The following is a 16,365-nucleotide window of genomic DNA, read 5'->3' as shown; positions in this document are numbered from 1 at the left end:
TTTGTACGCCGTTCCATGCTGACGCATGATGGCGTTGCGAACAAACAGTATGAATTGGAGGTCCACCGTGCGGGTGGAGATCTGGTCCGACATCATCTGCCCCTGGTGCGGCCTGGGCAACCACCGCCTCGACCGGGCGGTCGAGCGGTTCGAGCACGGCGCGGACGTCGAGGTGGTCCACCGGTCGTTCCCGCTGGACCCGAGCATGCCCAGCGGGCCGGTGATGACCGCGCGGGAGATGTTGAAGACCAAGCACGGCATGGACGACGACCAGGTCGAGGCGGCGACCGGCCACGTGCGGGAGCTGGCCGAGCGGGACGGCCTCACGCCGTACATCGTGGCGGACAACACGGTCGGCAACACCGCGTTGGTGCACGAGTTCCTCGCCTACGCCACCGACCGGGGCAAGCACACCGAGGCGTGGCACCGGACGTTCCGCGCGTACTTCGGCTCGGCACACCCGGTCTTCGAGATCGACGGGCTGCTCGACCTGGCCGCCGAACTGGGCCTGGACCGCGACGAGACCCGCCAGGTGCTGGAGGACCGCCGGTACCGGGACCAGGTCGAGGACGAGACGCGCCAGGCGCAGCGCCTCGGTGCCCGTGGGGTGCCGTTCATCGTCGTCGACGGCCAGTACGCCGTCTCGGGAGCCCAGGACACCGAGACCCTGCTGGACGTGCTGCGGCAGGTGTGGGCCAAGAGCCACCCGGCCCTGCCGTCCAACGCCTGACCTAGCGGCTGATCAGCGCAGGTAGCCGAGCATCGGCAGGCTCCGCTCACGCATCCCCTGGAGCACCAGCGCGGACATCTCGAACGCTCCGGTCATGGAGAAGTGCGTGTTGTCGGTGACGCCGTCGTTCGCCGCGGTCAGGAAGAGGCGTTGTGACGCGGTCGGGCCGAGGTCCTCGACCAGTGCCTTGCTCTTGGCCGTGAGGTCGATCAGCGGCACGCCGCGGCTCGTCGCCAGGCTCCTCATCCGTGCGGGCAGGTCGACGCCGACCCCGTTGACGTGCAGCGCGGTGGGCGTCAGCCGGCCGTTGGCGTCGAACAGCCTGCGGACCGGCGGGGTGACCAGGACCGGTGCGCCGCCGCGTGCCCGCACACCGTCCACCAGGGTGGTGAGGTTGCTGGTGAACACGTCCGCGGTGGTGGTCTTGTCGTTGTGGCCGAACTGGATCATCACCACGTCACCGGGCTTGACCAGCGGGCGCATCGTCGGGAACAGCGCGCTGTTGGACAGGAAGCTGCCCGAGCTCTCGCCGGAGTCGCCGTAGTTGGCGACCGAGAGCCCGTCCCGGAAGTACCGGGGCAGCGCCTGTCCCCAGCCCGCGTACGGCGCGGTGGGCTGGTCGCACACGGTGGAGTCACCCGCCAGGTACAGCACGGCGGGTGCGGCGGCGCGGGCGATGCCGATCCCGTTGAGCCGCGGCGCGGAACCGGTGAACACCAGGTCGAGGCCGGGGGTGCCGGTGCCGCCCTGGCCGGTCGGCTGGCCCTCCGGCTCGCGGACGTTCACGGTGAAGCGGTACCGCGCGAGCTGACCGGCTGCCGTGGTCACCGGGGCCAGCAGCACGCGCCGGGCCTCACCCTGCACCTCGGTGACACCGGCCCTGGTGGTGTCACCGAGCACGACGGTGACGTCGTAGTGGCCGGGCGCGAGGTCGTAGTGGCACTTGATGGGCGCGGTGCCCGTGCACTTGGCGCGCAACGCGGGATCGGGTGACGGCGCCGCCGCCGTGCCCGCTCCTGCTCCCGCCCAAGCCGGGGGAGCCATCACCCCCGCCGCCACAGCGATGACCGCGATCGTTCGCACTAGCCGACTCATGTTCTCTCCTGTCAAGGCGCTGACGAACTTCACTCGCTGAACCGGAAGTGCACAGTGCGGCGGTACTCGCCGGTGGCGACGTTCTTCCGGCTCTCCGGTCCCAACGTCTCGGCGGCGTGGAACTTGTTGCCCATGGCGGGAATCCCGTCCAGCAGGGAGATACCGCCCGCGGGGAACGGCGCGGTCGCGAACCGCGGGTCCTCGCCCACGTCGGGCGTGAACAGGCGCAGGAAGAGGTTCTCGTCCTCGGCGACGATGGTGATCGTGCCCTCGGTCGTGCGCAGCGCCGCCCAGTAGGTGTTGGCGTGGTAGCCCTTGAACTCCGGGTACTCCCAGCCGGACGCACCGGTGGCGGTGGTGTTGTGCTCCTTCGACCACACGCCGTGCCGCACGCCCCGCAGCCGGTTCTTCCACACCCGGTACGGCCCGTCGCCCAACCACGTCAGGCCGAGCGCCTTCTCCTCCGGGTAGTCCAGGCTGACGCCGAGGAGATCGTGTTCGCCCGTGCGGTGGTAGCGGTAGTCGAGGCGCAGCCACCCGTTCGGGTCGAGACGCCACCGCACCGAGTCGAGATCGCCGCTGTACGTGGCTTCCACGACGTGCGAACGGCCGTCGCGGGTGTGCGTGAGGCCGGTCAACCGCGCTTCACCGGCTGCCGGGACCGGGCCGTTGGCGAGCGACACGGCGGACCCGTTCCGGGTGACGCGGGCCAGCCTGCCGGTGGTCTTGTCGATCGTGATCGCGGTGCCGCGCGCGGACATGGTCACGCCGCCCGCGTCCTCCGCGACCTGGACGGCGCCGGGCGCGGGCGTCACCACGCGTTTGGCGAAGTCGGCCGCCTTCTTGATCCGCCACACCCACGTCCAGAGCGCCTTGCCGTCGGGGCCGTTGGCGGTGACGCGCAGCGCGTCGGCGCTCTGCCAACCGTTCGGCAGGCCGAGCGCGACCTTGCCCGTGGCGCCGGGAGCGATGTCCGGACCGGCCACGTCACCGTGCTTGGTCACCGTCGACTCGGTGCTCGCGGCGCCGGGGGAGGGGTGTTTGACCAGCTGCCACGTGAAGCGGCAGGCGCGGAGGTTGGTGAAGTCGTACCGGTTGACCACGCGGACCGTGCCGTCGAAGTTCGCCGGGAACGTGGAGGCGTAGTAGTCGGGATTGGCCAGTTGGACCGGTGACCAGATGTCCCGGATCGTGTGGAAGCTGGCTTCCTTCTCCCGGAACGGGCCGAGGACGCCGTCCGGCGCGTTGTTCCCGGTGGTGTCGATGGCCCCGTCCCGGTCGTCGCGGACCAGGCCCTCGTCCACGAACGCCCAGATGAACCCGCCCGCCCGGCGTGGCCCGGAGCCCATCAGGTTCCAGTAGTCGTTCAGGCCCGCGCCCCCGCCGCCGTCGTAGAGGGCGTGCAGGAACTCGGTGGACATGAAGATGTCCGAGGCTTCGAGGATGGCGCGGGTGCTGTCGTAGGTCTCGTAGTGGTCGGTGTTGATGCCGCTGAACGTCGCCCACGGGTGGATCACGGGACGTCGTTGGATGTCGTAGCGGGCGTAGTCGTCGTCCAGGGCGGTGTTCCAGCCGCCTTCGTTGCCGTTGGCCCACATCAGGATCGACGGGTGGTTGACGTCCCGGGTGACCATGGACGCGACCAGCGGTGCGCCGACGCCTTCGTCGTACTTCTTCTGCCAGCCGCCGAGCTCGTCGATCACGTAGAGGCCGAGTTCGTCGCACAGGTCGAGGAAGAAGGTGTCCGGCGGGTAGTGCGACATCCGGACGGCGTTGTTGTTCATCTCCTTCATCAGGAGGATGTCCATCCGCGCCAGACGCGGGCTCGACGCACGCCCGAGGGTCGGCCAGAACGTGTGCCGGTTGGTGCCCTTGAGGATGACTTTCACCCCGTTGACGTAGACACCGTCACCGGTACGGACCTCGATCGTGCGGAACCCGAAGCGCTCGGTGACGGCGTGCAGCGGTGTGCCGGAGGCGTCGGTGAGCTGGACGTCCACCCGGTACAGGTTCGGCGTCTCCGCTGTCCACGTGCGAGGCGAGGTCACGGACGTGGACAGCGTCGCCACCGCCGCGCCCGGCGTGACCGCCGACGAGAACGGGTTGCCGACGTTCGTGCCGTCGAGCCGCTTGAGCTGCCCGACCACCCGACCCGCCGCCGTGACGCCGTCGAGGTGCACGTCCATCCGGAACGTGCCGTCGGCCTTGGCGTCGACCGCGATCCGGTCGACCCGGGCGGCGGGGAAGGCCTGGATCGACACGGGCCGGTAGATGCCGCTGAAGTTCCAGTAGTCGCCGCGGCGCTCGGCGTTGTTGACCGAGTCGTCGGTGGAGTCCCGGCTGACGGTGACCTCCAGCAGGTTCTCCTGCCCCAGCCGCAGCAACGACGTGATGTCGTACCGGAAGCGGTAGAACCCGCCCTGGTGGACCGGGCCCGCCAGGGTGCCGTTGACCCGGACCTCGGTGTCGGTCATCGAACCTTCGAACACCACGAAGACGCGCTTGTCGGCCCACGACACCGACGGGGTGAAGCCGCGCCGGTACAGGCCCTTCTCCTCGGGCCTGAGGTTCCAACCCCACTGGTAGGTGCCGAAACCGTGGCACTCCCAGTTCGACGGCGTGGGGATCCTGCTCCACACGCCGCTGTTGCGCCCTTCGGTGACCTGGAAGTCCCAGTCCACCGTGTGGTCCGCGTCGGTGCCGGTCAACACCACCACTTCGGTGCCGGGACCCGTCGGTGCCGCGTTCGCCGCCGTGACGCCGATCGTCGACAACCCGGCCACCCCCAATCCTGCCGCGCCCAACTCCAGGAAGTTGCGCCGGTTGAGCTCCACGTGGACCTCCCCTAGCCGGTGGGCGGCTCGGTGGTGAGGCCTCCGCACGCCCGGGTCGTCCGATGTCTGGGCTGCGCCCTCAACTGGAACGTAACGCAGTGGTCAAGAGAACAGGTTGGTGTGACACGACTTCACGTCTCAGATGGGTGGCGGTGTGAACGGTGGAACGCCTGTCATCCGATGTCCGGGTTCGATCCTCGGTCGAGCATCCTCCGAGAAGACTTCCCCCCGGCCCGCGGGAACGATGGTCGGTGTCGGTCACGCCGTGACCCGCACGAGGCGATGGGCATCGTCGAAAGCGAGAAGCAATGACCACCACATCACCAGTCGCCAACGAGGCCGCCGCGGCCGAGCAGGCGCTGATCGCGGGCGTTTCCACGCGCATGGTCGCGGCTTGGGCCGCACACGACGCGGACGCGTTCGCCGACCTGTTCACCGAGGACGGAACCCTGATCCTGCCCGGGGTGTACAAGAAGGGCCGCGACGAGATCCGTGAGTTCATGGCGACCGCGTACGCGAGCTACTACAAGGGCACGACCGTCACCGGCCGGCCGCTCGACATGAAGCCGCTGGCCCCTGGTGCCGTCGCACTGCTGACCGTCGGGGGCGTGGTGCCGGCGGGCGAGTCCGAGCTGCCCGCGGAGAACGCCATCCGTGCTTCGTGGATCCTCGTCAAGCGGGACGCCGAGTGGAAGCTCGCCGTCTACCAGAACTGCCCGCGGGACACCGCGACCTCCTGACGGGGTGTGCGATGCGGCGGGGGACGGGCGACGTGCCGCCCACCCCGCCGCTTTTTCACGGGACCGGGCGCGGGATCGGGTACGCCGGACGCGGAGTTCACGAACCCGCCGGGGTGACGAGCGTCAGCGCCGGGAAAGCCAGGCCGTCAGACCGGCGGCGGACGGGGCCTCGCCCCGGAACGCCTCGCTCAGCACGTGTTGGTACCGCCGAGCTTCCGGTGAGCTCAGGTCCGGTGCGCGCAACCACGGCGCGAGGCGCGTCCGCTCGTCGTCCGCCGCGTGGCCGCCGAGCACCAGGCGGTCCGGGGCGGACGGGTCGATCTCCACTCCCACGCGTTCGGCTTCCGCGCGCACGACCCGTTCCGCCTCGGCCGAGCGAGCGGAGGAGTCGGTGACCAACGCGAGCGGCCCGGACGACGAGGCCACGAGTTCCCGGAGATCCGCCGCGTCGGCGTCGGTCAGCGCGGGCCACGGCTGCTCGGTGCGCCGACCGGCGAGCACCGACGCCAGCACGGCGCCGGCGTACTCCGGCCCCTCCGCGCCGCGCACATCGGGCCCGGTCCACGCGTCACCTCCCGGATCGACCGGGATGGTGGCGCGCTCGCCCGCGCACTCCAGCCACAACGTGCCACGCCCTTCGGCCAACCACACCAATGCCCACCGTCCGCTCGCGCCCGCCCGCGGCTCCGCGGCCACCAACGCCTCCTGGGCGTTGCCGATCCGCACCGGCTCGTCCGGCACGTGCACGAGGTTCCACCCGGGCCGGTGAGGCACGACGAGGACGTCGAGCGGGTGTTGGTCCACGCGGACTCTGGTGAGCAGCGGTTCGCCGGGCGTGGGCGTGGCGAGGTGCCCGGCCAGCACCACCTGGGCGAGGCTTGCCAGCAGCGCCAGTCCCGTGCCCGCTCCCACCACGCGCACCACCACCGTCGGCGGGCACAGCGCGGCCCACGCGATGCCGACGAACCCGGTCATCAGCACGACGTGCGAGACGGCCGACGGGGGCCCGGTGAACCACACGACGACCGCGGCGGTGGACATCGAGGCCACCGCCACCGCGCACCGGGCGAGCGCCGGCACCGGTTTGCGCAGCAACGACGGCGCGACCAGGCCCGCGATCACCGCCACCGCGGCGGGACCGGGCAGCCAGGTCGCGTCGGCGACGAGCAGCGCGACGATCCCGCCGAGCGCGGACACCGCGGTGACCACCCGCCGGGTGAGCACCCCGGACGACGCGGGTGTGAACGGTCGGGCCAGCGCCCAGCCGGCGGCGACGGTCACGGCGATCAGCAGCAGGAACCGCAGCAGGGCGAAGCCCAGGGGGAGCCCTGCGCTCGCCCCGTGATCGTGCATCGGATCAGGCGCGGACGGGCACGGCGCAGCTGCACGCCATGTGTTCGCGTTCCTGTTCGGTCGGCCGCCGGTGCAGGAGCATCGCCACCACCATCGGCGCGAACACCACCGCGTTGTAGAACAGGTGCAACTCCACCCGCGGGATCAGTAATTGGATGACGCTGGTGGGCACCGGACGGCCCAACAGGAATACGCCGGTCGACGATTGGATGATGAGCAACAGGTGCTCGATGTGGTGCCAGAACTGTAAGCCCAACGCGATGCTCCACCAGGTGCGGGACCGCCCGGTGAAACCCTTTCGCAACGCGAACAGAGCCACGAGCATCACCAGCGCGAACCCGTAGTGCAGGACCTCCGAACTCACCAGCCACGGGAACCACAAGCCCAGCGCGCCCTTGGATCGCGGCACCGGCCAACCCAAGCCGTAGATCTGCACCGCCTGGGTGATGTGCTCCACCCAGTGTGCGATGACGATCACGAGGAACGCGTAGAGCGCGGTGCGGTGCCAACGTGTGTTCAGGGCGTTACCCGCCCCGTGCGAATGGAGTGTCGAGCTCGCCACTTGTTCCTCCTGCTGTGGTCGCCCCCGCATTTGTCCGGTGACCTGCGACGTTACCGGTCGGTGCCGTGCGGGAAAACGCATCGGGGCGGAGAGCGCACTTTCAGAGAAGGGCGGGTGCGCCACAAGTGGCTACCGTTGCCCCGTACGTGACGGCGTAGTCGAGTCTCACGTGTTTCTTTCCTCCCGGACATTCGTCGCTCTCACGATAGGAACAGGCTCGTGACGATCTCTTCCGCGTTGCCGACGCTGTCTGCGTCCGCTACCGAATTGGCAGACCTCGACCGACGGTTCCTGGTGCACCCACACCAGCGTGGTGACCGCAACGACCGCGTGGTGATCGTTCGCGGCCAGGGCTCCACGGTCTGGGACGCGCACGGCAACGAGCTGATCGACGCCACTGGTGGCGGCAACTGGTTGTCGCAAGTCGGGCACGGGCGCCGTGAGCTCGCCGACGCCGCGGCCGAGCAGATCTCGACGCTGGAGTACTACACCGGGTTCTTCGACTACTCCAACGACAAGGCCGTCCAACTCGCCGCCCGCCTCAACGCGCTGTCCCCCGAGGGGATCGACCGGGTGTTCTTCACCTCCGGCGGCTCGGACAGCGTGGAGTCGGCGATCAAGTCCGCCCGCCTCTACCACAACCGGCGCGGGGAGCCGGACCGCACGTGGATCCTCGCCCGCCGCTTCGGCTACCACGGCGCCTCCTACGGCAGCGGCACGGCGACCGGCTTCGACATGATGCAGACCTACGTCGGGCCGAACCTGCCCAACGTGGAGAAGCTGTCCCCGGTCTGGCCGTACCGGACCGAGATGTACGGCGGCCTCGACGTCACCGACGCCCTGATCAAGGAGCTGGAGGAGACCATCGAGCGGGTCGGCGCGGGCAACATCGCCGCCATGATCGGCGAGCCGGTGATGGCGGGCGGCGGCGTCCACACCCCGCCCGAGGACTACTGGCCCCGCGTCCGCGAGGTGCTGACCAGGAACGGCATCCTGCTCATCGCCGACGAGGTCGTCACCGGCTTCGGCCGCACCGGTGCGTGGTTCGACTCGGTGCGGCGCGGCATGCGGCCCGACATGATCACCGTCGCGAAGGGCATCACCAGCGGCTACGTCCCGTTGGGCGGCCTGCTGATGAGCGACGCGATCGCCGAGGTCGTCACCAGCAACGAGGGCTTCTTCCACGGCTACACCTACGCGGGCCACCCGGTGGCGTGCGCGGTGGCGCTCGCCAACCTCGACATCATCGAGAAGGAGGGGCTGGTCGACCGTTCGCTGGTCGTGGGCGACTGGTTCCGTGACGCCCTGGCGCCCGCGAAGGATCTCCCGCAGGTCGGCGACGTCCGCGTCGAGGGCGCGACGGTCGGCATCGAACTGGTGGTCAGCAAGCAGACCAAGGAGCCCATGGGCATCCCGTTCGTGGCCGAAGGCGTGGCCGACGAGGTGCGCCGCAACCACAACGTCATCATCCGCCCGTACGGCAACGTGATGGTGATGTCCCCGCCGCTGGTCATCGACGAGCACGAGGTGCGCCGCGTGGCCGAGGCGACGATCGAGGTGCTGTCCCGTCTGGGCGCCGACGGCAAAGTCGCCCCGAAGTAAGCACACACACGCACACGACAAGGCCTCGCCCGGCAGTTCGGGCGGGGCCTTGTCGTGTGCGGGCCTTGTCGTGTGTGGCCTGAGCGGTCGACCGGGTGCGGCAGCCCACACGGCTGTGCCCCGCACGACCGGGTCGTCATGCGGGGCACAGCCGCGGAGATCGATCAACCGACAGCGTTCCCGGAGGGTGGGGCGCCGTGGCGACGGGTCATGGCTTCAGCGAGCGGACGAACGTGCGGATGTCGGACACGAACAGGTCGGGCTCCTCGAACGCGGCGAAGTGGCCACCGCGCTCGAACTCCGTCCAGTGGGTGATCGTCGGCAACACCCGCTCGGCGAACCGCCGGATGGGCGGCGCCGCGTCGTGCGGGAACACCGCGACACCCGCGGGCATCGTCAACGGCCACGGCCCGGCCCACCGAGCGGCCACGTTGGGGTCGGTCCGGTCGGTCGACTCGTAGTACAGCTGCGCCGAGGAGCCGGCGGTGGCGGTGAGCCAGAAGATCGTCACGATCGCCAGCATCCGGTCGCGGTCCACCGCGTCCTCGGGCACCAGGTGCGAGTCGGTCCACTCCTTGTACTTCTCCACCACCCACGCGAGCTGGCCCACCGGTGAATCGGTCAGCCCGTAGGCCAACGTCTGCGGCCGGGTCGCCTGGATCTTCATGTACCCCGACTGCTCCAGGTCGAAGTTCATGAGCTGTCCCAACCGCTGCTGGTCACGAGGCGTCAGACCGGCCATCTCGGCCGGGTCCGGCGGCGGGAAGGTCACCAGCATGTTCAAGTGCACACCTTTGACGTGCTCGGGGTCGATCAGGCCCAGCTCCAAGGAGATCAGCAGACCCCAGTCACCGCCTTGCGCGACGTAGGACGAGTAGCCCAGCCGGGCCATCAGCTCCTTCCAGGCTCTGGCGACCCGGTCCACGTCCCACCCGGCGGCCCCGGTGGGGCCGGAGAAGCCGAAGCCGGGGATGGACGGGATGACCACGTGGAAGGCGTCGGCCGGGTCGCCGCCGTGGGCGCGCGGGTCGGTCAACGGGCCGATCACGTCGAGGAACTCCACGAACGAGCCGGGCCAACCGTGGGTGAGGATCAGCGGCGTCGCGTCCGGCTCGGGCGAGGTCACGTGCACGTAGTGGATCGTCGTGCCGTCGATCTCGGTGGTGAACTGGGGGAGTTCGTTGAGCCGTCGCTCCATGGCCCGCCAGTCGAACTCGGTCCGCCAGTACTCCGCCAACTCCTGGAGGTAGCCGACGGGCACGCCCCTGGCCCAGCCCACGTCGGGCACCTCCTCGGGCCACCGCGTGTTCTCGAGCCTGCGGTCGAGGTCGTCGAGGGCGGCCTGCGGGATCTCGATGCGGAACGGTTGCATGCGCGCTGCCTTTCGTCCGGGGCACCCACGCTACATCCGCGTGCGTGGCACAAAAAGACATTCCCGGTGGTTCTCCGAAATTGAGCACTCTCGGATAAACGGCCTCCTCGGTGCGCATTCTCGAAGATGTTCCGGTAGGTGTCTTCGCCCATTCTTTGGGTAGTCCCCCGAGGAGGAGAACCGGATGTACGACTACGTGATCGTTGGCGCAGGGTCGGCAGGCAGTGTGCTCGCGGCGCGGTTGACAGAGGATCCCGACGTCAAGGTCTGCCTCATCGAGGCAGGTCCGGCCGACAGCTCGGAGAACGTCCACGTGCCGGCGGCGTTCGGCAAGCTCTTCCGCACCCGGCTCGACTGGGACTTCGACACCCACGACGAGCCGCACCTCGACGGCCGCCGGGTGTACCTGCCGCGCGGTCGGGTCCTGGGCGGTTCGAGCTCGATCAACGCGATGATCTACATCCGCGGCAACCGGGCCGACTACGACAGCTGGGGCCAGCCGGGCTGGTCCTACGACGAGCTGCTGCCGTACTTCATCCGCGCGGAGGACAACGAGCGCGGCGCGTCGGAGTACCACGGCGTCGGCGGGCCGCTGAGCGTGTCGGACAGCCGGTCGCGCAACCCGATGTCCACCGCGTTCGTGGAGGCCGCCCTGCAGGCGGGGTTCTCGGCGAACGACGACTTCAACGGGGCCGACCAGGACGGCTTCGGCATGTACCAGGTGACCCAGCGGGACGGGAAGCGGTGCAGCGCCGCGGTCGCGTACCTGCACCCGGCGATGTCCCGGCCGAACCTGACCGTCGAGACGAACGTGCGGGTCCACCGGGTCACCTTCGAGGGCGACCGGGCCACCGGCGTCATCGGCTCGCGGCTGGACGACGAACTGGTCATCCGCGCCGAGCGCGAGGTGATCCTCGCCGCGGGCGCCTACAACTCCCCGCAGTTGCTCCAGCTCTCCGGCATCGGGCCCGCCGAGATGCTGCGCGCGCTGGACGTCCCGGTCGTGCTGGACCAGCCGCTGGTCGGGCAGAACCTCCAGGACCACCCGCACGTGATGCTGGTGTTCGCGCACTCCCAGCCGATCAGCCTGCTGGCGGCGGGCGACCCGAAGTACGTGCAGGAGTACGTCGAGCACGGCACCGGCCCGCTGAGCTCCAACATCGGCGAGGCGGGCGGGTTCTTCCGCAGCGGCGCCGCTCCGGCCGCACCCGACCTGCAATTCCTCGCAGGTCCGGTGATGTTCGCCGATGGTGGCCTGGGCACGCCGACCGACCACGCCATCTCCTACGGCGCGTGCCTGCTCACCCCGCGCAGCCGGGGCAGCGTCACGATCGCGTCGAACGACCCCACCGGCAAGGTGAAGATCGTCCACAACTACTACCAGGACGACGCCGACCTGCGGGCGATGGTCGACGGCGTGCGCGCGGGCATGGAGATCGCCCGCCAGAGGGCGCTCGGGCCCTACACCGAGCGTCAGATCTCGCCGCCCGACTCGGACTCCGACGCCGACCTGCGAGCCCACGTGCGGCGGGCCACCCAGACGATGTACCACCCCACGGGAACCTGCGCCATGGGTGCCGTGGTCGACGCGGAACTGCGCGTGCGGGGCGTTCGGGGTCTGCGCGTGGTGGATGCCTCGGTCATGCCGACGGTCATCCGCGGAAATACCAACGCGCCGACGATCGCCATCGCGGAGAAAGCCTCCGATCTCATTCGCGGACTCACGGCACCGACCCGGTCGGCGGTCGCCGTCGGCAGCGCCTGAAATTCCCTGGAACTCTATTCCCGGTATTTGTCGGGCGCCGACTTTTGTTTTTCCGATGTTAGGAGAGGGCGTCGTGGCCAACCACGTGGGAGACCGCGCCGTCGTGCTCGGGGCGAGCATGGCGGGGCTGATGGCGGCGAGAGTGCTCGCCGAGTCGTACGCGGAAGTCGTCGTGGTGGACCGCGACGACCTGTCCGAGGTGAGCGGGACGCCGCGCAAGAGCGTGCGGCAGGGTGGGCACGCGCACGCGCTGCTCGCCAGGGGCCTCCAGGTCCTCGAGGACCTGTACCCGGGCTTGACGCTGGAGCTGGAGGCCCTCGGGATGCCGATCGGGGACCTCGGGAACAACATACGCTGGTACTTCAACGGCAGGCAGATCCGCCAGGTCGACACCGGACTGGTCATCGTGTCGCTGGTCCGCCCCCTGCTGGAGGGCCAGGTGCGGGTGCGGACCGCGGCGCTGTCGGGCGTCACCATGATGGACCGCACCGACATCCTCGGACTCGCGACCACGCCCGACCGCGGCCGGGTCACCGGTGTGACGGTGCGGCGCCAGTCGGATGGAGTGGACGAGTTGCTGCCGGCCGACCTGGTCGTGGACACCACCGGGCGTGGCTCGCGCACCGCGGCGTGGCTGGAGGAGCTGGGCTACCAACGGGCGCCGGAGGAGAAGGTCAAGATCGGTCTGACCTACACCACCCAGCACTACCGGCTGTCCGAGAACGTGCTCGGCGACGACCTGGCCAGTATTCCGGTCGCCACACCCGGCCACCCGCGCGGCGCGGTGTTCTCCCGGGCTTGCGGGCGGTATCAGCTCTCGCTGACCGGCATCCTCGGCGACCAGCCGCCGACCGACCCGGAAGGCTTCCTCCGCTACGCCCGGTCGTTGCCCGTCCCGGACATCTACGAGTGGGTGCGCGACGCCGAGCCGATCGACGAGCCCGCGGCCATCCGCTACCCGGCCAGTGTGCGGCGGCACTACGAGAAGCTGACCGCGTTCCCGGACGGCCTGCTGGTCATGGGCGACGGCGCGACCAGTTTCAACCCGGTCTACGCCCAGGGGATGACGGTGGCGGCGCTGGAGGCGCTGGAGCTGCGCGACCACCTGCGCCGCGGGTCCGCGCCGCCGTTCCGCCGGTTCTTCGCCGACATCGCGCGGGTGATCGACGGACCGTGGGAGATCGCCGCCACCAGCGACCTCAGCCACCCCGGCGTGGCGGGCAAGCGCACCCCGAAGATCAAGTTCATCAACGGCTACCTGGCCCGACTGCACGCCGCCGCGTCGAACGACCCGCACCTGTCCAACGCGTTCCTGCGCGTCGCGGGGCTGATCGACGCCCCGCCCACGTTGATGAAGCCCGCCACGCTCCTGCGCGTGCTGCGCGCGGGGAAACCGCCCGCGCAGCCCGTCCCGCCGCGCACCATCGACTCCGCGAGCAGTTCCACGGCCTGACCCACGCCGAAGACCGGAGTCCGCGGCGGCCCGCGAGGCGCTGTGCGTCGGACGTGCGTTCCCCGAAAGCGCCCTGCGGGCGCCTGCCGAGCGATCGGCGGGCGCCCGCAGGCGTTCTGATCAGCCGATGACCGCGGGTCAGCCGACGACTGCGGTCAGCCGACGACCGCGGGTCAGCCGATGACCGCGGGTCAGCCGACGACCGCGGGCTCCGGCAGCGGGAACAGCCCGAGGAAGCGCTCGACCCGAGCCCGATCGCCCGTGACGGTGAGCTCGCCCGCCTCCAGCGCGTCGGCGAGGCGCCGGCCGCTCCAGATCAGGTCGTTGAGCGTCGAGGGGTCGGTCTCGATGACCGCGTGCGGGTGGTCCAACTCGCCGCGCAGGATCCAGATCCGGCCCGCCGACAGCTGGAGCCGGAAGCTGTCCTCGCCCAGTCGCAGCACCAGGTCCGCGATGAAGCCCTCGGCCCGGACCGGGTCGAACAACGTCTTCAGCGCCAGCATCAGCGAGTCCACGCTGATGGCCGCGTCGTGCCGCATGGACGGCGAACGGCCGCCCCACCGGCCGAGCGCCGTGATCACCGGCTCCAGCTCCTTGCCCCAGGACGTCAGCTCGTACACCCACGCGGCGGCGGGCGGGGCGAGCTTCCGTCTCTGCACGATGCCCACGTCCTCCAGCTCGCGCAGTCGCTGGGACAGCACGTTGGGGCTCGCGCCGGGCATCCCGACCCGCAGGTCGGTGAAGCGCTTCGGGCCGAACAGCAGTTCGCGGACGATCAGCAACGCCCAGCGCTCGCCCACGAGATCGAGGGCGTGAGCTGCCGCGCACCCGTCGTCGTACTTGCGCTTGGTCGCCATGCTGCCACTCTACCAGCCGAAGTCCTGTGCTCGACCTTTCTAGTTGCTTTTTAGGACTAGTCACTAGTACTGTGCAACCTCAAGACATCGTAAAAGGACCGGCAAGTCCTAGGAGTGCAGTATGGATCACGAACGGATCGACCGGACCACCTCGCAGCCGCCGGTGCGGGCCGAGCCGCCCGATCCACGGCGCTGGAAGGCGTTGGCGCTGCTCGGCACGGCTTTCTTCATGGTGATCCTGGACGCGACGATCGTGCTCACCGCGATCCCGTCGATGCAGGAGGACCTGAACTTCGACGTGGCCGGCGTGCAGTGGGTGCTGACCGCGTACGCCGTGACCTTCGGCGGCCTCATGCTGTTCTTCGGTCGGGTAGCCGACCTGATGGGCCGCCGGGGGGTCTTCCTCGTCGGGATCGTGCTGTTCGTGCTGTCGTCGCTGTTGGCGGGCGTGGCCTGGACGGGCGGCGTGCTGATCGTCGGCCGCACGCTCCAGGGCGTCTCCGCGGCCATCATGGCGCCGACCGCGCTGTCCATGGTGGTGTCGATCTTCCAGGACCCCGCGGAGCGCAACAAGGCGCTCGGTGTCTGGGGCGGCCTGGGCGGCATCGGCGCGACCGCGGGTCTGCTGCTCGGCGGCCTGATCACCTCGGGACTGGGCTGGGAGTGGATCTTCTTCATCAACATCCCGGTCGGCGTCGTGATCTTCCTGCTGGTGCCGGTGCTCATCAGCGAGAGCCGCGAACGGGTCGCCGTGCGCCGGTTCGACGTCGCGGGCGCCGTCACCATCACCGGCTCGCTCGTCGCGCTGATCTACGCGGTGATCAACGCGCCGGAGGTCGGCTGGGGCAGCCTCAGCACGATCACGCTGTTCGCCGTGGCGGCGGTGCTCCTCGTGCTGTTCCTGATCATCGAAGCGCGCTCGGCCGCCCCACTGGTGCCGTTGCGGATCTTCAAGTTGCGTACCCTGGTCACCGGCAACGTGGTGATCCTCGCGGTCGGTCTCACCGTCGACGGCATGCTCTTCCCGCTGACGCTCTACGCGCAGCAGGTCCTGGGGTACTCGGCCCTGGAGTTCGGCCTCACCAGCGCGGTCATGACGGTCATGTCGATCGTCGGCGCCTTCGCGGGACAGGCGGCGGTCACCAAGCTGGGCCTGCGCCCGGTCGCCGTGCCCGCGCTGCTGCTGATCGCGGTCGGCACGCTGCTGCTGATCTCGGTGTCCCGTGACGGCACGTTCTTCGGCGACCTGTTCTGGGGTCTGCTGATCTTCGGCCCCGGTATGGGCGCCGCGTTCGTCACTTCCCAGATCGCCGCCCTCGACGGCGTCGCGGAGGAGGAAGCGGGTCTGGCCGCCGGCCTGGTCGACACCTCGTTCAACATCGGCAGCGCGCTCGGCATCGCCATCGTGACCTCGGTCGCGGTGTCGGTCGCCGGTGGCGTGTCCGCGAGCGACCCCTTGGTCGCACTGACCGAAGGCCTCCAGTCCGCGTTCCTCGTCGCGACGGTGTTCGCCGGACTGGGCCTGCTCGCCGCGCTCTTCCTCCCCGGAAAGACCCCCAGTCCCGAGGAGACGAGCGCGGAGGCGGAGTACGTGTCCACTCAGGACTGACCCGCCACGGGAGTCGCGCGGATGACATCCCCCCTCATCCGCGCGACTCCCGGTCTGTTTGTTCCACAGAGAGAGGGAATTCCATGAGCACCCACGTGATCCAGTACACGACGAAGGACGCGGAAGCCGCGGACGAGAACCAGCAGCTGGTCGAGAAGATCTTCGCCCAGCTCAACGCGGACGACCCCGGTGGGATGAGGTACGCGACCTTCCGGCTCGCGGACGGGGTGACGTTCGTCCACGTCGTCGTGCACGAGACCGACGACAACCCGCTCGACGGGATCGCCGCGTTCGCCGAGTTCCAGAAGGGTTTCGGCGACCGGGTGGGCGGGCCGCCGTCGTTCAGCGACGCGACCTTGCTCGGCTCCTACCGGTTCGCCGGGTAGCGCGTGA

At 69.7% G+C, this 16,365-nt stretch carries 13 protein-coding genes; 7 read left to right on the top strand and 6 right to left on the bottom strand.

The annotated features are described in order from the left end of the window. Positions 1–67: 67 nt before the first annotated feature. The gene (locus FM051_RS36205) at positions 68–730 is read left to right on the top strand and encodes a DsbA family oxidoreductase (RefSeq protein ID WP_158851289.1); all 663 of its coding nucleotides are present in this window, start codon (positions 68–70) and stop codon (positions 728–730) included. 12 nt (positions 731–742) lie between these two features. On the opposite strand, the gene FM051_RS36200 is transcribed toward FM051_RS36205, so the two are convergent. Beyond that, positions 743–1,825, bottom strand: coding sequence for a rhamnogalacturonan acetylesterase (locus FM051_RS36200; RefSeq protein WP_158851287.1), 1,083 nt, complete (start codon positions 1,823–1,825; stop codon positions 743–745). 29 nt (positions 1,826–1,854) lie between these two features. Beyond that, the gene (locus FM051_RS36195) at positions 1,855–4,659 is read right to left on the bottom strand and encodes a glycoside hydrolase family 2 TIM barrel-domain containing protein (RefSeq protein ID WP_238412903.1); all 2,805 of its coding nucleotides are present in this window, start codon (positions 4,657–4,659) and stop codon (positions 1,855–1,857) included. A gap of 308 nt (positions 4,660–4,967) precedes the next feature. Between FM051_RS36195 and FM051_RS36190 the strand changes: the two genes are divergently transcribed. Beyond that, a complete protein-coding gene (locus tag FM051_RS36190) occupies positions 4,968–5,399 on the top strand; it encodes an SgcJ/EcaC family oxidoreductase (protein WP_158851285.1) in 432 nt (143 codons plus the stop codon). 123 nt (positions 5,400–5,522) lie between these two features. Here the strand turns inward: FM051_RS36190 and FM051_RS36185 are convergent, their stop codons facing one another. Further along, on the bottom strand, positions 5,523–6,752 hold the full coding sequence (locus FM051_RS36185) for a DUF6239 family natural product biosynthesis protein (RefSeq protein ID WP_158851283.1): 1,230 nt from the start codon (positions 6,750–6,752) through the stop codon (positions 5,523–5,525). Between the two features lie 4 nt (positions 6,753–6,756). After that, positions 6,757–7,230 (bottom strand): hypothetical protein, encoded by a 474-nt coding sequence (locus FM051_RS36180; protein WP_238412902.1) that lies wholly within the window; start codon positions 7,228–7,230, stop codon positions 6,757–6,759. Between the two features lie 351 nt (positions 7,231–7,581). On the opposite strand from FM051_RS36180, the gene FM051_RS36175 reads away from it, so the two are divergent. Further along, on the top strand, positions 7,582–8,916 hold the full coding sequence (locus FM051_RS36175) for an aminotransferase family protein (protein ID WP_238412901.1): 1,335 nt from the start codon (positions 7,582–7,584) through the stop codon (positions 8,914–8,916). Between the two features lie 208 nt (positions 8,917–9,124). On the opposite strand, the gene FM051_RS36170 is transcribed toward FM051_RS36175, so the two are convergent. Further along, positions 9,125–10,288 (bottom strand): epoxide hydrolase family protein, encoded by a 1,164-nt coding sequence (locus FM051_RS36170; RefSeq protein WP_158851277.1) that lies wholly within the window; start codon positions 10,286–10,288, stop codon positions 9,125–9,127. A gap of 184 nt (positions 10,289–10,472) precedes the next feature. On the opposite strand from FM051_RS36170, the gene FM051_RS36165 reads away from it, so the two are divergent. After that, entirely contained in the window at positions 10,473–12,053 is a 1,581-nt protein-coding gene (locus tag FM051_RS36165) for a GMC family oxidoreductase (RefSeq protein ID WP_158851275.1), read from the top strand. Between the two features lie 73 nt (positions 12,054–12,126). Then, positions 12,127–13,506 (top strand): FAD-dependent oxidoreductase, encoded by a 1,380-nt coding sequence (locus FM051_RS36160; protein WP_202919189.1) that lies wholly within the window; start codon positions 12,127–12,129, stop codon positions 13,504–13,506. A gap of 191 nt (positions 13,507–13,697) precedes the next feature. Here FM051_RS36160 and FM051_RS36155 read toward each other — a convergent pair whose 3' ends face one another. After that, on the bottom strand, positions 13,698–14,363 hold the full coding sequence (locus FM051_RS36155) for a winged helix-turn-helix transcriptional regulator (protein WP_158851271.1): 666 nt from the start codon (positions 14,361–14,363) through the stop codon (positions 13,698–13,700). A gap of 121 nt (positions 14,364–14,484) precedes the next feature. On the opposite strand from FM051_RS36155, the gene FM051_RS36150 reads away from it, so the two are divergent. Beyond that, positions 14,485–15,972 (top strand): MFS transporter, encoded by a 1,488-nt coding sequence (locus FM051_RS36150; RefSeq protein ID WP_158851269.1) that lies wholly within the window; start codon positions 14,485–14,487, stop codon positions 15,970–15,972. 83 nt (positions 15,973–16,055) lie between these two features. Then, entirely contained in the window at positions 16,056–16,358 is a 303-nt protein-coding gene (locus FM051_RS36145; protein WP_202919188.1) for a hypothetical protein, read from the top strand. Positions 16,359–16,365 lie beyond the last annotated feature (7 nt).

The organism is Saccharothrix deserti (assembly GCF_009769385.1).
GTDB lineage: Bacteria > Actinomycetota > Actinomycetes > Mycobacteriales > Pseudonocardiaceae > Actinosynnema > Actinosynnema deserti.
The sequence above is the reverse complement of the archived record's forward strand: the minus strand, read 5'-3'. Positions and strand labels throughout refer to the sequence as shown.

Bases quoted from the DNA above. Each gene is read 5' to 3' on its own strand.
- FM051_RS36200 (WP_158851287.1), bottom strand. From the start codon at position 1,825: ATGAGTCGGCTAGTGCGAACGATCGCGGTCATCGCTGTGGCGGCGGGG.
- FM051_RS36190 (WP_158851285.1), top strand. From the start codon at position 4,968: ATGACCACCACATCACCAGTCGCCAACGAGGCCGCCGCGGCCGAGCAG.
- FM051_RS36185 (WP_158851283.1), bottom strand. From the start codon at position 6,752: ATGCACGATCACGGGGCGAGCGCAGGGCTCCCCCTGGGCTTCGCCCTG.
- FM051_RS36170 (WP_158851277.1), bottom strand. From the start codon at position 10,288: ATGCAACCGTTCCGCATCGAGATCCCGCAGGCCGCCCTCGACGACCTC.
- FM051_RS36165 (WP_158851275.1), top strand. From the start codon at position 10,473: ATGTACGACTACGTGATCGTTGGCGCAGGGTCGGCAGGCAGTGTGCTC.
- FM051_RS36155 (WP_158851271.1), bottom strand. From the start codon at position 14,363: ATGGCGACCAAGCGCAAGTACGACGACGGGTGCGCGGCAGCTCACGCC.
- FM051_RS36150 (WP_158851269.1), top strand. From the start codon at position 14,485: ATGGATCACGAACGGATCGACCGGACCACCTCGCAGCCGCCGGTGCGG.
- FM051_RS36145 (WP_202919188.1), top strand. From the start codon at position 16,056: ATGAGCACCCACGTGATCCAGTACACGACGAAGGACGCGGAAGCCGCG.